The following is a 21919-nucleotide window of genomic DNA, read 5'->3' on the forward strand; positions in this document are numbered from 1 at the left end:
TCAGTCATCAGGCGACAGGGGGAGCATTCCCCCTGATCGCCACCACGCTCAGCATTTGCCCTTCATACAGGCCAAATTGAGCCTCCAGTTCACGGCCATGCTGCCAGTCTGCGCTCAAGTCAGTGAGCAGGCGCAGGCGCACATGGCCTTCGGGTGTCCAGCTCACGACTTCGGCGTGTTCAAAGTAGAACCGCTGCTGAACGAGGGGGAACAGCGCTTTGAACAGGCTTTCTTTAACCGAAAAGGTAAGCGTCACCAACTGCGCGATATGTTGCGCAGGCCCGGCGGCCATGCGTTGCAGTTCGGCTGGGGTGAGGATTTCTTTGGCCAGACGCTGGGCGCGTTCGGTGCTGAGCAGGTTTTCCAGGTCGATGCCCAGCCCCAGCCAGTCACGCTTGAGCGCCACCAGGGCCGCTGCACGGCCCTGGCTGTGGGTGATGCTGGCGCTGACGTGCGCGGGCCATAGCGGCGCGCGGTCTTCGCCTATGCCCGGCGTGGCACGGGTGCCATCAAGGTGCAGCAGGGCATCGCGTGCACACAGGCGACCTGCCAAAAATTCGGCTTGGCGTTTGGCCACGGATCGTTGAATACTCGTCGGTGCGTCTATTGCACAGCGGGCAAAATCGTCTGCGGCCAAATGCGCCGGGTTGAACTCGGTGCTGCGCCACACGCAACCTGGCAGCGCGATGGGCAAGGGCCAGTCCTGGCGAAGCGCAGTACAGCAGGCGGGTAAGTCGGGAAATCTGTTCATGGCGTGCATTCTGCGGGGCTGCACCGGGCTGTGCAATTGTTCAGAGTGTGTTCAGGGCCTACGTCTTATTGTGTAAGGGCTAGAGTGGTAGATGACGAGATGGGACGCACGTCCTTCGTGACGCGATAGGCTTGGGAGAGCGCGATGAAATTGCTGGTGGTTGAAGATGAGGCGCTGTTGCGTCATCACTTGCAAACCCGTCTGACAGAAAGCGGCCACGTGGTCGAGGCGGTGGCCAATGCCGACGAGGCGTTGTACCAGACCGAGCAGTTTAATCACGATCTGGCGATGATTGACCTTGGCCTGCCGGGCATGGGCGGGCTGGAATTGATTCGTCAATTGCGGGCGCGAGGCAAGACCTTCCCGATCCTGATTCTCACGGCGCGCGGCAACTGGCAGGACAAAGTCGAAGGGCTGGCAGCCGGTGCCGATGACTACGTGGTCAAGCCGTTTCAATTTGAGGAACTGGAAGCGCGGCTCAATGCCTTGTTGCGCCGTTCCAGCGGCTTTACCCAGTCGACCATCGTTGCAGGTGCGTTGGTGCTCGATATCAACCGCAAACAAGCGGTCCTTGACGGGGAGCCTCTGGCACTGACCGCCTATGAGTACCGGATTCTCGAATACCTGATGCGCCATCATCAGCAGGTGGTGGCCAAGGACCGCCTGATGGAACAGTTGTACCCGGATGACGAGGAGCGTGATCCGAATGTGATCGAGGTGCTGGTTGGGCGCCTGCGACGCAAGCTGGAGGGGGCAAACGGCTTTAAGCCAATCGATACGGTACGCGGTTTGGGGTACCTGTTTACCGAGCGCTGTCGTTGATACGTTCGCTTCGCATCCGTTTGATGTTGGCGGCCACGTTGTTGGCCGTCCTGTTTATGCTCGCGCTGCTGCCGGCGATGCAGGGTGCATTCAGTCTTGCGCTCAAAGATGCCATTGAGCAGCGTTTGGCTTCTGATGTGACGACGCTGATCTCAGCGGCGAAGGTGGAAAAAAATCACCTCAAAATGCCGACCCTGCTGCCGGATGAGCAGTTGAACCTGCCGGACAGCCGCTTGCTTGGCTACATCTACGACCGTGAGGGACGTTTGGTGTGGCGCTCCAGGGCCACGCAAGAAGAAAACATCAACTACAAGCCGCGTTACGACGGGCGGGGCAATGAATTTGCCAGCATCCGCGAAGACAACGGCCAAGAGTTTTTCGTCTACGACGTTGAGGTGAAACTGCTGGGCGGCAAGAGCGCAGCGTTTAGTTTTGTGGCGCTGCAGCCCATGCGTGAATACAACCAGACACTCGCCGGATTGCGTGACAACCTTTATTTAGGTTTTGGTGCAGCCCTTTTTGTACTGCTGGCGTTGTTGTGGATTGGTCTGACGTGGGGGTTAAAAGCATTGCGGCGCTTAAGTCAGGAACTGGATGAAATCGAAACCGGCGAACGCGAGAGTCTGAGTGAGCAGCACCCTCGAGAGTTGCTGCGTCTGACCGGCTCGCTGAACCGTTTGCTGCAAAGCGAGCGTGAACAACGTTCGCGCTACCGCGATTCCCTCGATGATCTGGCCCACAGCTTGAAAACGCCGCTGGCGGTGTTGCAGGGCGTGAGTGAGAGCATGGCGCAACGCCCGACAGAACGTGAGCAGGCCTGGGTGCTGCAAACCCAGATCGAGCGCATGAACCAGCAAATCAGCTACCAGTTGCAACGTGCGAGCCTGCGCAAAAGTGGTCTGGTGCGCCATCAGGTGGAGTTGCTGCCGGTGGTAGAAAGCCTGTGCAACACGTTGGACAAGGTGTATCGCGATAAAGAGGTCAAGGTCAGCTACGACATTGCGCTGCTCAGCCATGTCCCCATCGAGCAGAATGCATTGCTCGAGTTACTGGGCAACTTGCTGGAAAACGCTTATCGGCTGTGCCTCAAGCAAGTGCGGGTCAGCTTGCACCGCAATGCCCACGGCATTGAAGTGTGCGTGGAAGACGACGGCCCAGGGGTGCCGCCCGATCAGCGAGCGCGCATTCTGCAGCGCGGCGAACGTCTGGACCGTCAGCACCCTGGGCAGGGGATTGGTTTGGCGGTGGTCAAGGACATCATCGAGAGTTACGACGCCCAATTGATCCTTGAGGATTCGGCGCTGGGCGGTGCGGCGTTTCGGATTCGCTTTGCCACAGAGTGACCCGTACCTCTGAGTAGGCGCTGCCGGACGCTGCGATCTTTTGATCTTCCAAACAGCGCCAATCAAAAGATCGCCGCCTTCGGCAGCTCCCACAAGTGACCACAAGGGATCCGTCGAAAAGGCGGGTATCCGCCACTTCATCCCCTCCCAATTCCGCCAAAAGGCGGGAATCCGCCATATCCCGTCCTACTCAATCTTAAGAAAAATTCCTACAGGCGCAGGTGAGATGGGCTGTTGCACTGCCTTTGTGCAATGTGGCCCGTGCCTTGCAAAGACTGCTGCAAGAGGTCTGCCGCTAGAGCAGCTCGAAAAAACAAATTCCTCCGAGTACAGGAGGGTTCGCGCTTTAGGTATCACCCGTCTCAGATGGAATGACGATGGAGTGATGCACTTGAGGAACTTTGCAATGACGACTCGTCAGCCACTGTACAAATCCCTGTATTTGCAAGTAATCGTAGCGATTGCTATCGGTATTTTGCTGGGCCACTTCTACCCGCAAACCGGGGTTGCGCTCAAACCTTTGGGTGATGGCTTTATCAAGCTGATCAAAATGGTCATCGCACCCATTATTTTCTGTACGGTGGTGAGCGGTATTGCCGGCATGCAGAGCATGAAATCGGTCGGTAAGACCGGTGGCTATGCGTTGCTTTACTTCGAAGTTGTGTCGACCATTGCCCTGCTGATTGGCCTGGTTGTGGTCAACGTTGTGCAGCCTGGCGCTGGCATGCACATTGACGTTTCCACCCTGGACGCCTCTAAAGTCGCGGCCTACGTGACGGCCGGTGCGGACCAGAGCATCGTGGGCTTCATCCTTAACGTGATCCCGTCGACCATCGTTGGCGCCTTTGCCAATGGCGACATTCTGCAAGTGCTGATGTTCTCGGTGCTGTTCGGTTTCGCCCTGCATCGACTGGGTGCCTACGGCAAGCCGGTGCTGGACTTCATTGATCGCTTTGCACACGTGATGTTCAACATCATCAACATGATCATGAAGCTGGCCCCACTGGGCGCATTGGGCGCGATGGCGTTCACCATTGGTGCCTACGGCGTAGGGTCGCTGGTGCAGTTGGGTCAGTTGATGATCTGCTTCTACATCACTTGCGTGCTGTTCGTTCTGATCGTACTGGGCGCCATCGCTCGCGCTCACGGCTTCAGCGTGATCAAACTGATCCGTTACATCCGTGAAGAACTGCTGATCGTACTGGGCACCTCTTCGTCCGAATCGGCACTGCCACGCATGCTGGTGAAGATGGAGCGTCTGGGTGCGAAGAAGTCGGTCGTAGGCCTGGTCATTCCGACTGGCTACTCGTTCAACCTCGACGGGACTTCGATCTACCTGACCATGGCGGCAGTGTTCATCGCCCAAGCGACTGACACGCACATGGACATCACCCACCAGATCACGCTGTTGCTGGTGCTGTTGCTGTCGTCCAAAGGTGCTGCTGGCGTGACCGGTAGCGGCTTTATCGTACTGGCGGCCACCTTGTCGGCTGTAGGCCACTTGCCGGTTGCCGGTCTGGCGCTGATCCTGGGTATCGACCGCTTCATGTCCGAAGCCCGCGCCCTGACCAACCTGATTGGTAACGCGGTTGCCACCCTGGTGGTTGCCAAGTGGGTGAAAGAGCTGGACGAAGACCAACTGCAAGTTGAACTGAACTCCGGTGGTCGTCCGCTGGACGACACTCGTCCTGAAGATGACTTGCATGTTGCTGAAGGCCCGGCGCCTTCTGCACTGCTGAAGTAAGTTTCAGCCTATAAAAAACCCATCTTCGGATGGGTTTTTTTATGGGCCTTATTCGACTCGGGTTTCGCCGCTGAACACCAGCGTCTGTCGACATCGACGGCACAAATAGCGACGGCCTTGCTTGACCAGGCCGTGGCGTTGCGACGAGAAGGGGAAGTCGCTGTCCGGGCATGGGCAGCGGTAGATATACCGCGTGGCGCTTCGGCGCTTGATCGCGTAGGTGTGGCAACGATTGGGCGCCAGCTCGTAGACTCCGCGCATGATCAATTGCCATTCCTCGCCGTGGGGCGCGATACGGTCACCAAACAATTGATGGGCAATCAGGTGGGCGACTTCGTGGGGAACGGTTTGCTTGAGGAAGTCTTCACTGTTTTCGCGGTACAACTGCGGGTTGAAGCGCAGCAGGTTTTCATGCAAATGAGCGACACCGGCTTTTTGGCCGCGCAGCTTGAAACTGACCATCGGGCGTTTGAAAGGCCGTTTGAAAAACACTTCGGCCTGTTTGAAACAATCTTCGACACGGGTGTTGAGTGACTCGGGCATGCGGTTCGGTTCTCCAGAAGCCGCAATTATGCAGCAAGCGACTGAACTACCGAAGCGAGAAGGTGCTGAGCGGTCAATAGACACGAGACGTTGTAGCCGCTGTCGAAGGCTGCGATGGGGCGCTTGGCGAACCTGCATTGAAGGTCCTTCGGCCCTTATCGCTGGCTGCGCCAGCGGCGATACGGATTATCAGTTGGTGTAGACCGGGCCGATGCCCAGGCCCCAGATAATCACGCTCAGTGCCATGATCGCGACCAGCACCACCAAGCCCACCGCAAGTACCGAACTTGAAAACAGAAAACCCTCATCCGGGTCAATGTTCATGAACGTCGGTAAGCCCACGTACAGTAAATAAACGGTGTAGCTAATGGCTGCAGTACCGACCAGCATGGCCAGCCACATATTTGGATACAGCGCCGCCAGCCCGCCAAGAAACAGCGGTGTGGCGGTATAAGTGGCAAAGGCTACGCAGCGCGACATGCTCGGCAGTGCGTCGTAGGTGCGGGCCATCCAGTGAATGAAAGACGCCATCACCGCTACCCCGCCCAGCATCACCAGATAAGACATCAAGCTCATCCACAGCGCGCTGTTTGCGGTTAGCATGACCGGCTCCCGGCCGCCAATTATCCAGCCGATCTGGGTGGTGCCAATAAAGGCGCAAATGACCGGGATCGCGGCCAATATCAAGGTATGGGTGAGGTACATGTGGCTGACGCTTTCTTCAGCATCAACACGGATCTCACGCCACTCTTGGTCGGGATGGGTAAACAGACCTACAACATGATGGATCATGGTGCTCGCTCCTGTAGGTACGCATCACCCGAGCGGGATGCTCGCGGTCGCCCGGCCAGAAAGACAGATCCAGTGTGTAGGCATGCGGCCTTATCTTCAGTATAGAAAGCCTTGTGCCCTTCGCCTTAGACCTTTCGCGCTAATTCCTTATTAGCTGAGCGCCTATAACGTTGGGGTCTTTAGGGGCGCGCAGGGGGTTTGTGTGCGAGATTTTTTAAGTAAAATGGCAGGCTTTTGGTCTTAACTCGCGGAATTGAAGCGCTATGGGCACTCTTTCGGTCTCTCAAATTAAACTCCAGAAACGCCTGCGCCGATTGACCGGTGAGGCAGTGGCTGACTTCAACATGATTGAGGACGGCGACAAAGTGATGGTATGTCTGTCGGGCGGCAAAGACAGTTACACGCTGCTGGATGTACTGCTGCACCTGCAAAAGGTCGCGCCCATCCAGTTTTCAATCGTGGCGGTGAACATGGACCAGAAGCAGCCGGGCTTCCCCGAGGACGTGCTGCCGGCCTATCTCCAGTCACTGGGTGTGGAGTACCACATCGTCGAAAAAGACACCTACTCGGTGGTCAAGGAACTGATCCCGGAAGGCAAGACCACTTGCTCGCTGTGCTCGCGCCTGCGCCGTGGCACGCTGTATACCTTCGCGGATGAAATTGGTGCGACCAAGATGGCTCTGGGGCATCACCGTGATGACATCGTCGAAACCTTCTTCCTCAATATGTTCTTCAACGGCACCCTCAAGGCCATGCCGCCCAAGCTGCGTTCCGATGACGGGCGCAACGTGGTGATCCGCCCACTGGCGTATTGCAACGAGAAGGACATCCAGGCGTACTCGGACTTGCAGCAGTTCCCGATTATTCCGTGCAACCTCTGCGGCTCGCAGGAAAACCTGCAACGCCAGGTGGTCAAAGACATGTTGCAAGAGTGGGACCGCAAGACGCCGGGGCGCACCGAGAGTATCTTCCGCAGCCTGCAACACGTAAACCCGTCGCAATTGGCTGATCGTAATCTGTTTGACTTTGCCAGCCTGAAAATCGATGAAAGCGCCACGCCGCGTTTCGTCAATCTGCTGAATTTGTAACTTCCACGAGGAGAGGGCATGCGCGACTACAAATGGCTGCACGAATATTGTTTGAATCGTTTTGGTTCGTCAGCCGCGCTGGAAGCCGAGTTGCCCGTTCCCTACACCTCGGCGCAACTGCGTCAGATCCCGGATGACCGTTATTTGTCGACCCTGGCGTTGCGAGTGTTTCGTGCCGGGCTCAAGCACAGCGTGGTGGATGCCAAATGGCCGGTATTTGAGCAACTGTTCTTTGGCTTCGACCCTGAAAAAGTGGTGCTGATGGGCGCGGAGCATCTGGAGCGGCTGATGCAGGATGCGCGGATCATTCGCCACTTGGGCAAGCTCAAAAGCGTGCCGCGCAACGCGCAGATGGTATTGGATATTGCTCACGAACACGGCAGCTTTGGCGCATTCATCGCCGATTGGCCGGTGACCGACATTGTCGGATTGTGGAAGTATCTGGCCAAGCACGGCCACCAGTTGGGCGGGTTGTCGGCACCGCGCTTTTTGCGCATGGTCGGCAAGGATACTTTTGTGCCGAGCTATGACGTGGTGGCAGCGCTGAACGCGCAGAAGCTGGTGGACAAGGCCCCGACCAGCCTGCGGGATCTGGCGATTGTGCAAAACGCTTTCAACCAATGGCACGCTGAAAGCGGTCGGCCGATGTGCCAGCTGTCACAGATGCTGGCATTTACGGTCAATCACTAAAACCGCGCCTGCAGGCTGCGTTTTTTTCAAAGGCGCAGCCTGCACATCATTCTCCCGCCAACCGGCGATCCAACTGGTAGCGCCAGCGCACAAACAACATCGCGCTGATGAACACCGCTACGCTGGCGGCTATTTCCAGCAGGCCGAATACGTGGCGATTCGAATCGAAGGCGGCCAGCGCACCTTTGATCAAGTACAAATTGACCACGTAGCAGGTGAACGAGTGCCCGCGCGCGCTGCCTTTAAGCATACCGGGCAGCAGAATCAGCAGCGGCACCAGTTCGATCAGCAAGATCACCCACGGGCGTGCGCCGTGCAGGTCGGCAAACATCAGGTAATAGGCGCTGAGTAAGCCGATAAGGCCGAAAAAACACACCAGGCTCAAGACCCGCATCAGCCGAACGCGTGGCGCCAGCCACTCGATTGACGGCAGCACTTTGGGCTTTTTAGCCACGGTTGCTCTCCAGCTTCAGTGCGGTTGTGGCCAAGCGTTGCCCCAGCGCACGGCACAAGGCGATTTCGTGTTCATCAAGCTTGCGCTTGCCGTCTGGCCCGGCGTGATGGCTGGGCCCATAAGGCGTGCCGCCACCGCGGGTGTTGAGCAGGCCCGATTCGCTATAAGGCAGGCCGGTGATCAGCATGCCGTGGTGCAGCAAGGGCATCATCATCGACAGCAGGGTGGTTTCCTGGCCACCATGCAGGCTGGCGGTGGAGGTGAACACGCCTGCCGGCTTACCCACCAGGGCACCGGTCAGCCACAGATTGCTGGTGCCATCCAGAAAGTATTTAAGCGGCGCGGCCATGTTGCCGAAACGGGTAGGGCTGCCTAAGGCCAGGCCTGCGCAGTTTTTAAGGTCGTCCAGGCTGGCATACGTTGCACCTTCTGCCGGAATGCTTGGTGCCACGGCTTCGCATTCGGTCGAGATAGACGGGACGGTACGCAGACGTGCTTCCAGGCCAGTTTGCTCAATACCGCGCGCAATGTGCCGGGCCATGTCACGGGTGGAGCCGTTGCGGCTGTAATACAGCACCAGAATGTAGGGTGTGCTCATGGCAGGATCTCCAGCACTTTTTCCGGCGGGCGGCCGATGACAGCGTTGTCGCCAGCGACCAAAATCGGTCGTTCGATCAGCTTGGGGTGAGCGGCCATGGCAGCGATCAATTGTTCATCGCTGAGGCTGGCGTCGGCCAGGTTCAGGGTTGTATAGGCGTCTTCGCCGGTGCGCAGCAGTTGGCGGGCGCTGATGTGCAGCTTGCCCAGCAGATCGTGCAACTGTGCGGCGTCCAATGGGGTGTCGAGGTAGCGCACGATCGTCGGTGCAAGGCCGCGGGCCTGGAGCAGTTCGAGCGCACCGCGTGATTTCGAGCAGCGCGGATTGTGATAAAGCGTCAGATCGGTCATGAGCGGGTCGCTTCTTGCGTAAGGAGGCGGCTATTCTACTCACCTCGCAGGCGCGCCTGAACCCTGTGCGCTCATTGGCCGCCTGTTAATGTCTTTACCGATAAGGATCAATGCATGTTCAAGCGACTTATGGCGGTAGCTGCCGTCGCCGCCACGTTACTGCTGACCGGTTGTGGCAATGATTACGGGGTCGATCAACATGGAGAGAAGGTCGCGTCCGAACGTCTGGACAAGCAATGGAAGGTCATCAACTACTGGGCCGAGTGGTGCGGGCCGTGCCGAGTTGAAATCCCGGAGCTCAATGCATTGGAAAGCCAATTGCAGGGGCAATCGGTCGGTGTGTTCGGGGTCAATTTTGATGGCTTGCAGGGCAAGGAACTGAGCGATGCGAGCGCCGCGCTGGGCATCACGTTTACCGTGCTGGCGCAGGACCCTGCGGAAATCTTTGACCTGCCGCGCAGTGAAGCGTTGCCGGTGACCTACATCGTTGATGACAAGGGCAAGGTGCGGGCCCAGATGCTGGGCGAACAGACGGCGGCCGGGGTGTTGGCCAAGATCAAGGAATTGAAGGGTTAAGGGCGTCAGGTTGCCTGTAGCCGCTGCCGCAGGCTGCGATCGAATCCGCAGGCGTCGCGCTTTAGAAAGATCGAAGTTCCTGCGGCTCTTATCGCAGCCTGCGACAGCGGCTACACGTTTTGTGTGTTAGCGGTCTTCAGGCCACAGCCGCAACGGCAGACCTTCGGCAGGCCAAAAACGCACTTGCTCGATCGGTGAAATGTCCCAGCGCTCTACGGTCTGCAAGGCTTTGAAGAACCGTTGCTCTTGCTCCATCAGCGCCGGGGCGCAGGCTTTGCGGGTGCTGCCCACACCACCGAAGGTCAGCTTGTCGCCTTCCAGGGTGTAGGGGGCGAACCAATGGTTACAGCCGCCATTGCCGTAGGCCCGACCTGCATCGTCGAAGGTCACGGTCAGGTGGCTGTCGTCCATCAAGGGGCGTTCGCCAATCCACTCCACCACGTAGGTGTGGTTGTGCTGCAACTGCGGTGAGTTCCCTGCGCAACCTGCCAGGCTGGCGCCGAGCAACGCTAACAGGAAGGGGCGTTTCATAGCGCGGCCTTTTGGCAGTGTGGACACAGATGCTTGGCGCCTTCCGTGCTCCAGCCCAGTTCGGCAATACGCGCACTGGCCGCTGGCTTTTGCGCTTTGGTGCCCAGCTTGGCGTCGACCGCGAACTCGAATTTCAGTTCTTTGGCGCACGCGTCGCAATTGACTTGCCATTGGTGAATAGCCAGTTCGCCGAATACCGGACCGCTGGCGACAGCCACCCACTGACCGCGCGGGTTGATCAGGTGACGGACTTTTTCGACGGTCAGGCGCATGGACAAATCCTTGCTGCCTTTGAGGGTCACAATCAGTACGTCATTGTTCTGGATCGAGCCACCGTTGCCGGTGACTTGGTAGCGGCCGGGTACGAGGGCGCGGCACTCAATCAGGGTGTGCTGCGGGCTTAGCAGGTTATAGCGAAAATCGTGTTCGACCATGGGTCCTCCAAATAGGCCGCTATGCTAGGGTCTGTTCCCGTTTCATTGCAACCCGCGTCGCGGCGGCAATGAAACGGGAACAGACCCTGCGCACGCTAGCCTTCGATCAGGTTTTGTGGCGTGCCTTCACGCCAGGCGGCGATGTTGTTCAGCGTGGTGCTGGCAATTGCACTCAACGCCTCGCGGGTCAGGAACGCCTGGTGAGCGGTGATGATCACGTTAGGGAAGGTCAGCAGGCGCGCCAGCACATCGTCTTGCAAGGGCAAGTCGGAGCGGTCCTCAAAGAACAGCTGCGCTTCTTCTTCGTAGACATCCAGCCCCAGATACCCCAATTGCCCGCTTTTGAGTGCTTCGATCAGTGCCGGTGTGTTGACCAGCGCACCGCGTCCGGTGTTGATCAGCATGGCGCCGTGCTGCAAGGTGGCCAGCGACTGGCTATTGATCAGGTGTTTGTTGTCGGCCGTCAGCGGGCAATGCAGGCTGATGATGTGTGAGTTGGCCAGTAACGCTGGCAGGCTCACGTACTGCGCACCCAAGGCCAGCAGCTCGGCGTTTGGGTAGGGATCAAAACACAGCAACTTGCAGCCGAATCCAGCCATGATCTTGCCAAAGGTTGCGCCGATCTGGCCGGTACCGACGACGCCCACGGTTTTGCCCACCAGATCAAATCCGGTCAACCCGTGCAGCGTGAAGTCGCCTTCACGGGTGCGGTTGTAGGCGCGGTGCAGGCGGCGGTTCAGCGCCAGAATCAAGGCCACGGCGTGTTCGGCGACGGCGTGCGGTGAGTACGCGGGCACCCGCACCACGCTCAAGCCCAGGCGTTTGGCGGCGGGCAGGTCAATGTGGTTATAGCCCGCCGAGCGCAGGGCAATCAGGCGGGTGCCGCCTGCGGCCAGTTGTTCGAGTACCGGGGCGCTCAAGTCGTCGTTGATAAACGGGCAAACCACTTCGTGAGCGTGGGCCAGGGCGGCGGTGTCGATGCTCAGGCGCGCAGGTTGAAAGTGCAGCTCAAGATCGTCGGGCTGCGGTGCAGCGATAAAACTGTCGCGGTCGTAGGTCTGGCTGCTGAAAAGAATGGTGCGCATCTGTTCTTCCTTGGTGTGTGGCTTTAAAAGGTTGCCTCTAAGGCTTTTGCAGGCGCGAGTATGCGTCAGGCCATGCTGCGTGCTTCCTCGGCCAGGCGGATGATGGCAAGGTCCAGTTCGTCGAGGGCGGCTTCAGCTTGCGGGTTGTCTTGTTTAAGCAGGGTTTCGCTGCGTTGGCAGGCGGCGCGCAATTGCGGCACGCCGCAGTAACGGGTCGCCCCGTGCAAGCGGTGTACGCGCTCGATCAGCAGGGCGTTGTCCTTGGCGTTTCGCGCTTCGAGAATCAACAGGCGATCGGCCTCCAGCGAAGCCAGTAACATGGCCAGCATGTCGGCGGCCAAGTCGGCTTTGCCCGCCGCCAGGCGCAAGCCTTCGTCGGCATCCAGCACGGCCAGTTTGGGCGCCTGCCTCAAGGGTTCCGGCTGGCTGTCGTTGGTTTGGTTGCGCAAGGCCAGGCCGGTCCACTTCAACACCACTTGTGCGAGTTGGCGCTCACTGATGGGTTTGGTCAGGTAGTCGTCCATGCCGCTTTGCAGCAGGGCACGCTTTTCGTTGGCCATTGCATGGGCGGTGAGGGCCACAATCGGCATCGGCGAGGATTGGCGTTCGTGCTCCCACTGGCGCAGCACTTCGGTGGTTTCGCGGCCATCCATGCCGGGCATTTGCACGTCCATCAGCACCAGATCGAACGCTTCGGCCTTGAACGCGTCAACGGCCGCATACCCGCTGTCGACCGCGAGGACTTTGGCGCCCATGTCTTCGAGCAGGGTTTGCACCAGCAACAGGTTGGCCGGGTTGTCATCGACACACAAAATACGCGGCGCACGGCTGGCCAGTATCTCGCCGGGTTCGACGCGGGCTTGCTGCGGGTTGATCAGGTCAACCAGTGCCCGGCGCAATTTGCGGGTGCAGGCGGGCTTGGACTGAAGCTGGTTGTGGGGGTTGGGCACTGAGGTATTGAACAGCACCTGCTCGGTGGTCGGGCACAGCACCAAGACTTTGCACCCCAGGTGTTCGAGGTCCCAGATGTGCTGGTTGAGGCGCTCGGGCGGTATGTCGTTGGCCGTGACACCCAGCACTGCCAGATCAATGGCATGTTCGGTCTGATGGGCGCTGGTCACGCCATTGGTGAGGTTTTCCAGGGTCAGGAACGGGGTAACGCTCAGCCCGCAGTCTTCGAGTTGATGCAACAGGGCCTGGCGCGCCAGGTCGTGTTTTTCCAGCAAGGCCACGTGATGACCGAGCAACTGTGTCAGGGGCAAGTCTTCGATATCGTTTTGGGCTTTGGGCAGGTTGACGCTGATCCAGAACACCGAGCCTTCACCGGGCACGCTTTCGACCCCGATCTCGCCGCCCATTTGTTCGACCAGGCGCTTGGAAATCACCAGCCCCAATCCGGTTCCGCCGGGCTGGCGTGACAGCGAGTTGTCGGCCTGGCTGAACGCCTGGAACAACGCCCGGACATCCTGGCTGGTCAGGCCAATGCCGGTGTCCTGCACGCTGATGCGCAGTTGCACGCCCCCGTCGGTTTTATTGTCGTCGTCATCCTCAAGCATGGCCCGCACCACAATCGTGCCTTCGCGGGTGAACTTGATCGCGTTGTTGACCAGGTTGGTGAGGATTTGCTTGAGTCGCAGCGGGTCGCCGATCAATGACAACGGCGTGTCGCGGTACACCAGACTCACCAGCTCCAGGCCTTTTTCGTGCGCGGAGGGCGCCAGGATAGTCAGGGTGTCTTGCAACAGATCGCGCAGGTTGAAGGGCGTGCTGTCGAGCACCAGTTTGCCAGCTTCAATTTTCGAGAAGTCGAGAATTTCGTTGATGATGCCGAGCAAGTTGTCGGCTGACTTTTCGATGGTGTGCAGGTAATCGAACTGGCGGGGCGTCAGCTCGCTTTTTTGCAGCAAGTGGGTAAAACCCAGGATGCCATTGAGCGGGGTGCGGATCTCGTGGCTCATATTGGCCAGGAACTCGGACTTGATACGGCTGGCTTCCAGGGCTTCCTTGCGCGCCAGGTCGAGCTCCAGGTTCTGGATTTCGATGGTTTCAAGATTCTGGCGCACATCTTCGGTGGCTTGGTCGACGCTGTGTTGCAGTTCTTCCTGGGCATTTTGCAGGGTTTCGGCCATGCGGTTGATGCCTGAGGCCAATTCATCCAGCTCACGACTGCCCAGCGGCGGCAAACGGGTTTGCAACTGGCCGTCTTTGAGTTGCGACACGGCATGCTTGATTTGGTCCAGCGGTGCATTGATCGTGCGGCTCATGCGTAACGCCAGCAGGGTGGTGCAGACCAGACCGGTGACAATCAGCAGCAGGCTGGCAAACAGGCTGCGATAGCCGCGCAATAGCATGTTGTTGTGCGACAGTTCCAGCTCGACCCAACCCAGCAGACGATGAGCTTCGTTGGGGATCACCTCTCCAGCCAGGTTGCGATGACGGCCAAACACTGGGAGCAAGTAGCGCGTGGCATCGTTGTCAGTGCGTTGCAGCAACTGGGTGCTGTTACCCAGCGGGGCCTGATTGAGCATGGTGGGGCCGGCATGTGCAATGGGAACGTGGTTGGCATCCAGAAATGCCACCGCCCGTACATCTTGCTGATCAAGGGACTCAGAAGCGATGCGTTCCAGTAGTTGGGTGTCTTTGCGGCCCATGGCCGGGGCGACCAGAGGGGCAAGCTGCTCGGCAATCATCTCGCCACGCTGCAACAGTTGCGCTTGCAACTCCGATTGCTGCAGCCACGTGAAGTAGCCGCCCAATACCATCGCCATCAAGGTGACGGGTAGCAATGTGAGCAGCAATACGCGGCCTTTAATACCCAAATTTGTCAGCACGCAACTCTCCAGCCCAGCATTGTCGAAAGTGTCCTGAGCCTATATTTCGCGCAGGTCAGGTCGCAGTGTAGCCAGTTGAGGTCGTGCAAATCTTTGAATATTTGCCCTTAACGCAGTGCGCAGTGCGCTTAATCAAGTTTTGCAAAGTCTGTGCCGGTTGCTCGCGCGGGCTCAATCTTGAATAATCGACGATTGAGAATGACTTGCAGACGCTAATGAATCCCGTAGTTGTTCAACCCTCGCGCCTTTTGGCCATCGAAGACGATCCCATCCTGGGGGCCTATTTGCATGAGCAACTGGGGCGCTTCGGGTTTGAGGTCGTGTGGTGTCAAAACGGCAAGGATGGGTTGAGCCGCGCCCGGAATGAGCCGTTTGATGTGGTGCTGATGGATATTTTGCTGCCGGGCATGAATGGCTTGCAGGTGCTCACACAATTGCGTCAGACCCATGCGCTGCCCGTCATTTTGATGTCGGCTCTGGGGGCTGAGGCCGACCGTATCAGCGGTTTTCAACTGGGCGCTGATGACTACCTGCCCAAGCCGTTCAGCATGGCTGAGTTGCGGGTGCGTATTCAGGCCATCTTGCGCCGGGTAGCGCTGGACCGTATGCCTCGGCTCAGCCTGCAACCCGACCCGGTGCAGGCCCAGAATGCACTGTTTCTGGACGAAGTCACAGCGGATGTGCGCTATGGCCAGCAATGGGCGGGGCTCACCCGCAGTGAATTCCGATTGCTCGACACGTTGCAACGCAACGCCGACGAAGTGCTGAGCAAAGCCTTTCTTTATCAACAGGTGTTGCAGCGCGGTTATGCGGCCCATGACCGCAGCCTGGACATGCACATCAGCCAGATACGCCGCAAGCTCAAGGCTATTGGCTATCTTGAGCGGGAAGTGCGCACGGTATGGGGCAAAGGTTATGTCTTGAGCGCCAGCGATGCGCTCTAGAGTCCCGGGCAAGCAGTCGGTGTTCTGGAAACTGGCGTGTCTGCTGGTGGCCTTCTGTTTGCTGATGATCTGGCTCAGTTGGTCCTGGGGCCGCTACATGGACAAGCGCACGGGCTTTTTAACCGAAGAGGCTAAAAGCACATTGATACGCTATGCCGGTGAAGCGGAGCAGGCCTGGAACCAAGGCCAGCAAACGGGCGTCGATCAGTGGTTGCAGGCCTTTGGCCAGGTCGAAAGCGCTTGGGTCGCAGTGGTTGGCCAAGACCTGCAGGCGCTGAGCAGCTACCCCCTCAATGGCTCCGAAACCCAGCGGCTGACTTTTCTGCGCGGGCTGGATTGGCCTATCAGCCACATCAATGCGGTGCGGCCGTGGATCAAGGTGCCGTTTCCCAAAGACCCTTCCGCGGGTTACCTGGTTATCGAACTGCCCCAGCGTTATATGCCGGGCCGTTCTCAATGGGTGTGGCGCATTCTTATTAATGGTGTGATCCCTGGGCTGTTTACGTTGCTCTTGTGCGTGGGCTTGTACCGGCTGTTGATCGTGCCGCTGAACCACTTGCGTGAACAGGCCAATGCCTGGCGCGCTGATCAACTGGGCACGCGGCTGTCGAGCCAGACCACCAGCCGACAAGACGAGTTGGGTGATTTGGGCCGTGCGTTCGATCAGATGTCCGAGCGTTTGCAAGGCACGGTCAGCCAGCAACAGCAAATGCTGCGCGACTTGTCCCACGAACTGCGTACGCCTTTGAGCCGCCTGCGGGTGGCATGCGACAGCGAGCAAGGGCTCGAAGCCCTGCGCGAACGGCTGAGTCGAGAGGTTGATGGCATGCAGCGGCTCGTCGAAGACACCTTGCAACTGGCCTGGCTGGATGCCGAGCGGGGGCCGTTGCCGGTCGAAGACATCCAGATTCCGGCGCTGTGGGAGATGCTCACTGAAAATGCGCGTTTTGAAAGTCACTGGCCAGAATCGCGGCTGCCGTGCCGGGTCGACGCCAGTTGCTGGGTAAAAGGCCATCTCAATAGCCTGGCTCAGGCGCTGGAAAATATTTTGCGCAATGCCATTCGTCATTCTCCGGTGGATGGCATCGTCAGCCTCAACGGCCAACGTGAAGGCGACGAGTGGCACTTATGGCTCGATGATCAGGGTGCAGGCGTTGCCCCTGAAGAGTTGGAACGAATGTTCGCCCCGTTTATTCGCCTGGACGGCTCGCGGCCTGGGGATGGTGGCTTTGGTCTGGGTTTGAGTATCGCCCGCAACGCCTTGCGCTTGCAGGGTGGCAGCTTGTGGGCCGAAAACACCGGACAAGGGTTGCGCGTGCATCTGCGGATGCCGGCGCGTGCCGCTCTGTAGTCGCTGCCGAGGGACGAAGGCTGCGATTGGCTGCCTGGCAGTCGTAAGTTCAGGCACTGCGGTGTATCAGGTGAAGTGGGTATTGAGCTTTACCATCGCTTCGCAATCGATCGCAGCCTTCCTCCCTGGGCCGCGACCATGGGATGCGCGCCTTATAGCCTTTAGCCATAAGCTTCGCACTTTGCGTGATATGGGCTCTGAGCGTTTGCCGGTATGATGTGCGACCCCGCAGTCTGGATTGCGAATACGCCATGACCTTGCAGTACCCCACTATCGCCGATTGCATCGGCAACACTCCGCTGGTGCGCTTGCAGCGCCTGGCTGGAAACACGTCTAACACCTTGTTGCTCAAGCTCGAAGGGAACAACCCGGCGGGCTCGGTCAAGGATCGTCCTGCACTGTCGATGATTACCCGCGCTGAAACGCGTGGGCAGATCCAGGCGGGCGATACTCTGATTGAGGCCACCTCGGGTAATACCGGGATTGCGCTGGCCATGGCTGCCGCGATCAAGGGCTACAAGATGATCCTGATCATGCCCGACAACTCCAGTGCCGAGCGCAAGGCGGCCATGACCGCGTATGGTGCCGAGCTGATTCTGGTCAGTCAGGAAGAAGGGATGGAAGGCGCCCGCGACCTGGCCGACAGGATGCAGGCCGAAGGCCGCGGCAAGGTGCTCGATCAGTTCGCCAATGGTGATAACCCAGAGGCGCATTACACCAGCACCGGCCCGGAACTCTGGCGTCAGACCCAAGGCACGATCACCCACTTCGTCAGCTCGATGGGCACCACGGGTACCATCATGGGGGTCTCGCGTTACCTCAAAGAGCAAAACCCCAACGTGCAGATCATTGGGTTGCAACCAATGGAAGGCGCCGCGATTCCGGGTATTCGTCGCTGGCCGACCGAATACCTGCCGAAAATCTATCAAGCCAGTCGGGTTGACCGGATTGTCGACATGGCCCAGCGCGAAGCCGAAGACACCATGCGTCGACTGGCTCGCGAAGAAGGCATTTTCTGCGGTGTGTCTTCGGGCGGTGCGGTGGCAGCGATGTTGCGTTTGTCGCAAGAAGTCGAGAACGCCGTGATCGTCGGCATCATTTGTGACCGTGGCGACCGTTACTTGTCGACCGGCCTTTACGATGCGCCCAACTGATGGCTAAGCAAGAGAGAGGCCTGCGTTTTCAGCCCACTGGCGGGACCAAGGCCACGCCAGTGCCTACCGGCAAAAAACAGCGTTTGACCCTCGAACGTCTGGCCAACGACGGCCGTGGTATTGCCTTTGTTGAAGGCCGTACCTGGTTTGTATCGGGGGCTTTGGCCGGTGAAGAGGTCGAAGCTCGGGTTTTGGGTGCGCATGGCAAAGTCGTCGAAGCGCGCACCGAACGCGTGTTCAAGGCCAACGATATTCGTCGCGTTGCGCCGTGTGTGCATGCCGGAAAATGTGGGGGTTGCAGCGTTCAGCATCTGCCCCATAACGAGCAACTTGCACTGAAACAGCGCATGCTCAGCGAGCAGTTGAACCGTGTTGCTGGCGTCGAGCCTGAAGAATGGGCGCAGCCGTTGACCGGACCTGAATTTGGCTACCGCCGCCGTGCCCGCATTGCGGTGCGTTGGGATGCGCGGGCCAAGCGACTGGATGTCGGTTTTCGGGCCGCAGGCAGTCAGGACATCGTCGCCATCGACCACTGTTTGGTACTGGTACAGGCTTTGCAACCTATCATGAGTGGGTTGCCGGCCATGTTGCGTCAGTTGAGCAATCCGAAAGCCCTTGGGCATGTCGAGTTGTTCAGCGGCTCGGCGATAGCGGTGTTGCTGCGCCATATGGCGCCGCTGAGCGAAGCCGATCTGCAGGTTTTACAGAATTTTTGCGCCACCCATCATACCCAATTGTGGCTACATGGAGACGGCGAGCCACAACCGGTCGATTTGAGCCAGACCTTGGGCTACCGTTTAGAGAAATGGGATCTGGAGTTGGCGTACCGGCCGGGTGACTTTGTTCAGGTCAACGCCGGGGTCAACGAAGCCATGGTTGCGCAAGCGCTGGACTGGCTGGCGCCACAGGCCGACGAACGGGTTCTTGACTTGTTCTGTGGGCTGGGTAATTTCGCATTGCCGTTGGCGCGTCAGGTGCGCGAAGTGGTGGCCGTCGAAGGGGTTGCGACGATGGTCGAACGTGCCGCGCAAAACGCGGCCAGTAACAAGCTGCATAATGCAGCGTTTTTTCAGGCCGACCTGTCGCAGCCTTTGGTGGATGCAACATGGGCCAGGCAGGGCTTTGCCGCCGTGCTCCTCGACCCGCCGCGTGACGGGGCGTATGAGGTGGTGCGCAAGTTGTCGGGCCTTGGGGCCAAGCGTGTGGTGTATGTGTCGTGCAACCCGGCCACGTTGGCCCGCGACACGGTTGAGTTGATGAAACAGGGGTATCGGTTAAAACGTGCCGGAATCCTCGATATGTTCCCGCAAACCGCGCATGTCGAGGCGATGGCGTTATTTGAAGCAGACTAGGACGTCTGTCTATTTCGACGGGCCCGCAACCGTACGCTGCTTTACCCAGGGGCGTGCGGTTGGGATTCGGGTCGGTGATATCAGCGTATTAAACGTGCGCTGTAGGGAAGGTAAGCAAGATGGTACAGGTCAGAGCACACCAGCCGATCAACACCGACGGCAGTCTCAACCTCGAGGCATGGCTTGATCATGCGGTGAGTGTCGATGTGGCGCTGGACCGTGAAGCCTTGAAAGAAGCGTGTGAGTTTGCACGTGAGGCCGAACAGCAAGCCAATGCCGCGAAAAACCTGTGGTCGGAGGGCGCGTCGAGCTTTCGAACCGGGTTGGAAATCGCTGAAATCCTGGCTGATCTCAAGCTGGACCAGGATTCTCTGGTCGCTGCAATTTTGTATCGCGGCGTGCGCGAAGGGCAGATCCTGCTGCCGGCGGTCAGCCAGCGCTTTGGCCCGGTCGTGGCCAAGCTGATTGATGGCGTGCTGCGCATGGCGGCTATCAGCGCCAGTCTTAGCCCTCGTCAATCCATGGTCATGGGCTCTCAGGGCCAGGTCGAAAACCTGCGCAAAATGCTCGTGGCGATGGTTGATGACGTGCGCGTAGCACTGATCAAACTGGCTGAACGTACCTGCGCAATCCGTGAAGTCAAAAGTGCCTCGGACGAAAAGCGCATTCGCGTTGCGCGCGAGGTATTCGATATTTATGCGCCGCTGGCGCACCGCCTGGGCATTGGCCATATCAAATGGGAGCTGGAGGACTTGTCCTTCCGCTACCTCGAACCTGAGCAGTACAAACAGATTGCCACGTTGCTGCATGAGCGCCGCCTTGATCGCGAGCGCTTTATCAGCGACGTGATGAACCAGTTGCGCACCGAGCTTGAAGCCACCGGGGTGGTTGACGCTGACATCAGCGGCCGGGCCAAACACATCTATTCGATCTGGCGCAAAATGCAGCGCAAGGGCCTGGCTTTCAGCCAGATCTATGACGTGCGTGCGGTGCGAGTGCTGGTGCCGGAAATGCGCGATTGCTACACCGCGCTGGGGATCGTTCACACGTTGTGGCGACACATTCCCAAAGAGTTCGACGACTACATCGCCAACCCTAAAGAGAACGGCTATCGCTCGTTGCACACGGCGGTGATCGGGCCTGAAGGCAAGGTGCTGGAAGTGCAGATTCGCACCCACGCCATGCACGAAGAGGCGGAGTTGGGTGTGTGCGCGCACTGGCGTTACAAGGGCACCGACGTCAAGGCCGGGTCCAACCAGTACGAAGAGAAAATCTCGTGGTTGCGTCAGGTGCTGGAATGGCACGAAGAACTGGGCGACATCGGCGGTCTGGCCGATCAGTTGCGGGTCGATATCGAGCCGGATCGGGTGTACATCTTTACGCCCGACGGGCATGCCATCGACTTGCCAAAGGGCGCGACTCCGCTGGACTTCGCCTACCGGGTTCACACCGAAATTGGCCATAACTGCCGAGGCGCCAAGATCAACGGGCGCATTGTGCCGCTCAACTACAGCCTGCAAACCGGCGAGCAGGTCGAGATCATCACCAGCAAGCACGGCACGCCGAGCCGCGACTGGCTGAACTCGAACCTGGGGTATGTCACCACGTCGCGGGCGCGGGCAAAGATTGTTCACTGGTTTAAATTGCAGGCCCGCGATCAAAACGTCGCGGCCGGTAAAACCATGCTTGAGCGCGAGCTGGGCCGTCTGGGCTTGCCAGCGGTGGATTACGAAAAACTCGCCGAAAAAGCCAACATGAAAACCGCGGAGGACATGTACGCGGCGTTGGGTGCCGGCGACTTGCGCCTGGCACAGCTGATCAATCTGGCGCAGCAACTGGTTGAGCCGGAACGCGGCAGCGAACAGATGGAGCTCATCCCGCGTAAAGCCACGGGCTATAAGCCGGGCAAGCGCGGCGACATCCAGATCGAAGGCGTGGGCAACCTGTTGACCCAAATGGCTGGCTGCTGCCAGCCGCTGCCGGGCGATGCGATTGTCGGGTACATCACTCAAGGGCGTGGCGTGAGCATTCACCGTCAAGACTGCGCCTCGGTGCTGCAACTGGGCAGTCGTGAGCCGGAGCGGATCATTCAGGTCAACTGGGGGCCGATCCCGGTGTCGACGTACCCGGTCGACATTGAAATCCGTGCCTACGATCGTTCTGGCCTGCTGCGCGACGTGTCGCAAGTGCTGCTTAACGAGCGCATCAATGTTTTGGCGGTCAACACCCGCTCGAACAAAGAGAACAACACGGCGCTGATGACCCTGACCATCGAGATTCCGGGGTTGGATGCATTGGGGCGTTTGCTGGGGCGAATCTCGCAACTGCCAAACATCATCGAAACCCGCCGTATCGGGCGTAGCGAGCCGCGTTAGCCAAACAGCGCCAACCCGTGCAGTCGCTGTCGCAGGCTGCGATAAGGGCCGAAGGACCTTCGCTTTGTAAAGCAGGGTCGCTACGCAACCCATCGCAACCTGCGGCAGCGA

Annotated in this window: 21 protein-coding genes; 11 read left to right on the forward strand and 10 right to left on the reverse strand. The window is 58.8% G+C overall.

Annotation, left to right across the window (positions count from 1 at the left end):
• Window positions 1-7: 7 nt before the first annotated feature.
• Window positions 8-751: a 4'-phosphopantetheinyl transferase gene (locus ACIQYF_RS15555; protein ID WP_402863369.1), complete on the reverse strand. Its 744-nt coding sequence runs from the start codon at window positions 749-751 to the stop codon at window positions 8-10.
• Window positions 752-895: 144 nt separating this feature from the next.
• On the opposite strand from ACIQYF_RS15555, the gene ACIQYF_RS15560 reads away from it, so the two are divergent.
• The 3 genes from ACIQYF_RS15560 to ACIQYF_RS15570 all read left to right on the forward strand — a co-directional run bounded on the left by ACIQYF_RS15560 (window position 896) and on the right by ACIQYF_RS15570 (window position 4660).
• A complete protein-coding gene (locus ACIQYF_RS15560; protein WP_402863372.1) occupies window positions 896-1573 on the forward strand; it encodes a response regulator in 678 nt (225 codons plus the stop codon).
• Window positions 1570-2916 carry an ATP-binding protein gene (locus ACIQYF_RS15565; protein ID WP_402863375.1) on the forward strand — a complete coding sequence of 449 codons (1347 nt, stop codon included), beginning with the start codon at window positions 1570-1572 and terminating at the stop codon, window positions 2914-2916. Before ACIQYF_RS15560 ends, ACIQYF_RS15565 begins: the two co-directional genes overlap by 4 nt.
• 406 nt (window positions 2917-3322) lie before the next feature.
• On the forward strand, window positions 3323-4660 hold the full coding sequence (locus tag ACIQYF_RS15570; RefSeq protein ID WP_402863378.1) for a dicarboxylate/amino acid:cation symporter: 1338 nt from the start codon (window positions 3323-3325) through the stop codon (window positions 4658-4660).
• A gap of 48 nt (window positions 4661-4708) precedes the next feature.
• Here the strand turns inward: ACIQYF_RS15570 and ACIQYF_RS15575 are convergent, their stop codons facing one another.
• Both ACIQYF_RS15575 and ACIQYF_RS15580 read right to left on the reverse strand, forming a co-directional pair.
• Window positions 4709-5203 (reverse strand): SprT family zinc-dependent metalloprotease, encoded by a 495-nt coding sequence (locus tag ACIQYF_RS15575; RefSeq protein ID WP_402863381.1) that lies wholly within the window; start codon window positions 5201-5203, stop codon window positions 4709-4711.
• Window positions 5204-5392: 189 nt separating this feature from the next.
• Entirely contained in the window at window positions 5393-5995 is a 603-nt protein-coding gene (locus ACIQYF_RS15580; RefSeq protein WP_402863384.1) for a Yip1 family protein, read from the reverse strand.
• Window positions 5996-6258: 263 nt separating this feature from the next.
• On the opposite strand from ACIQYF_RS15580, the gene ttcA reads away from it, so the two are divergent.
• Window positions 6259-7083, forward strand: a complete 825-nt coding sequence (ttcA, locus tag ACIQYF_RS15585) for a tRNA 2-thiocytidine(32) synthetase TtcA (RefSeq protein ID WP_402863387.1) — start codon at window positions 6259-6261, stop codon at window positions 7081-7083.
• Between the two features lie 18 nt (window positions 7084-7101).
• Window positions 7102-7773, forward strand: coding sequence for a DNA-3-methyladenine glycosylase I (locus ACIQYF_RS15590; protein WP_402863390.1), 672 nt, complete (start codon window positions 7102-7104; stop codon window positions 7771-7773).
• 46 nt (window positions 7774-7819) lie between these two features.
• On the opposite strand, the gene ACIQYF_RS15595 is transcribed toward ACIQYF_RS15590, so the two are convergent.
• The 3 genes from ACIQYF_RS15595 to arsC are packed head-to-tail and all read right to left on the reverse strand — an operon-like array spanning window position 7820 to window position 9175.
• A complete protein-coding gene (locus tag ACIQYF_RS15595) occupies window positions 7820-8227 on the reverse strand; it encodes a DUF2069 domain-containing protein (RefSeq protein ID WP_402863393.1) in 408 nt (135 codons plus the stop codon).
• A complete protein-coding gene (wrbA, locus tag ACIQYF_RS15600; protein ID WP_402863396.1) occupies window positions 8220-8825 on the reverse strand; it encodes an NAD(P)H:quinone oxidoreductase in 606 nt (201 codons plus the stop codon). Before wrbA ends, ACIQYF_RS15595 begins: the two co-directional genes overlap by 8 nt.
• A complete protein-coding gene (gene arsC, locus ACIQYF_RS15605; protein WP_402863399.1) occupies window positions 8822-9175 on the reverse strand; it encodes an arsenate reductase (glutaredoxin) in 354 nt (117 codons plus the stop codon). Before arsC ends, wrbA begins: the two co-directional genes overlap by 4 nt.
• A 114-nt stretch (window positions 9176-9289) precedes the next feature.
• On the opposite strand from arsC, the gene ACIQYF_RS15610 reads away from it, so the two are divergent.
• Window positions 9290-9751 carry a TlpA disulfide reductase family protein gene (locus ACIQYF_RS15610; protein WP_402863402.1) on the forward strand — a complete coding sequence of 154 codons (462 nt, stop codon included), beginning with the start codon at window positions 9290-9292 and terminating at the stop codon, window positions 9749-9751.
• A gap of 126 nt (window positions 9752-9877) precedes the next feature.
• Here ACIQYF_RS15610 and ACIQYF_RS15615 read toward each other — a convergent pair whose 3' ends face one another.
• The 4 genes from ACIQYF_RS15615 to ACIQYF_RS15630 all read right to left on the reverse strand — a co-directional run bounded on the left by ACIQYF_RS15615 (window position 9878) and on the right by ACIQYF_RS15630 (window position 14632).
• Window positions 9878-10282, reverse strand: a complete 405-nt coding sequence (locus tag ACIQYF_RS15615) for an META domain-containing protein (RefSeq protein ID WP_402863405.1) — start codon at window positions 10280-10282, stop codon at window positions 9878-9880.
• A complete protein-coding gene (locus ACIQYF_RS15620) occupies window positions 10279-10716 on the reverse strand; it encodes a hypothetical protein (RefSeq protein ID WP_402863408.1) in 438 nt (145 codons plus the stop codon). The genes ACIQYF_RS15615 and ACIQYF_RS15620 overlap by 4 nt, the downstream gene beginning before the upstream one ends.
• A 95-nt stretch (window positions 10717-10811) precedes the next feature.
• Window positions 10812-11801, reverse strand: coding sequence for a 2-hydroxyacid dehydrogenase (locus ACIQYF_RS15625; RefSeq protein WP_402863411.1), 990 nt, complete (start codon window positions 11799-11801; stop codon window positions 10812-10814).
• Window positions 11802-11866: 65 nt separating this feature from the next.
• On the reverse strand, window positions 11867-14632 hold the full coding sequence (locus tag ACIQYF_RS15630) for a response regulator (protein WP_402863414.1): 2766 nt from the start codon (window positions 14630-14632) through the stop codon (window positions 11867-11869).
• A gap of 215 nt (window positions 14633-14847) precedes the next feature.
• Here ACIQYF_RS15630 and ACIQYF_RS15635 point away from each other — a divergent pair, with 215 nt between their 5' ends.
• The 5 genes from ACIQYF_RS15635 (at window position 14848) to relA (ending at window position 21808) form a co-directional block, all read left to right on the forward strand.
• On the forward strand, window positions 14848-15576 hold the full coding sequence (locus tag ACIQYF_RS15635; protein ID WP_402863417.1) for a response regulator transcription factor: 729 nt from the start codon (window positions 14848-14850) through the stop codon (window positions 15574-15576).
• The gene (locus ACIQYF_RS15640) at window positions 15566-16927 is read left to right on the forward strand and encodes a histidine kinase sensor domain-containing protein (protein WP_402863420.1); all 1362 of its coding nucleotides are present in this window, start codon (window positions 15566-15568) and stop codon (window positions 16925-16927) included. The genes ACIQYF_RS15635 and ACIQYF_RS15640 overlap by 11 nt, the downstream gene beginning before the upstream one ends.
• Window positions 16928-17178: 251 nt before the next feature.
• Window positions 17179-18081 (forward strand): cysteine synthase CysM, encoded by a 903-nt coding sequence (gene cysM, locus ACIQYF_RS15645; RefSeq protein ID WP_402863655.1) that lies wholly within the window; start codon window positions 17179-17181, stop codon window positions 18079-18081.
• Window positions 18081-19433, forward strand: coding sequence for a 23S rRNA (uracil(1939)-C(5))-methyltransferase RlmD (gene rlmD / locus ACIQYF_RS15650; RefSeq protein WP_402863423.1), 1353 nt, complete (start codon window positions 18081-18083; stop codon window positions 19431-19433). Before cysM ends, rlmD begins: the two co-directional genes overlap by 1 nt.
• A 119-nt stretch (window positions 19434-19552) precedes the next feature.
• Complete coding sequence (gene relA, locus ACIQYF_RS15655) at window positions 19553-21808, forward strand: GTP diphosphokinase (protein WP_402863426.1); 2256 nt, start codon at window positions 19553-19555, stop codon at window positions 21806-21808.
• Window positions 21809-21919 lie beyond the last annotated feature (111 nt).

Origin of the sequence: Pseudomonas sp. NPDC096917 (assembly GCF_044762555.1) — a bacterium.
In the GTDB taxonomy this organism is placed as follows: Bacteria; Pseudomonadota; Gammaproteobacteria; order Pseudomonadales; family Pseudomonadaceae; genus Aquipseudomonas.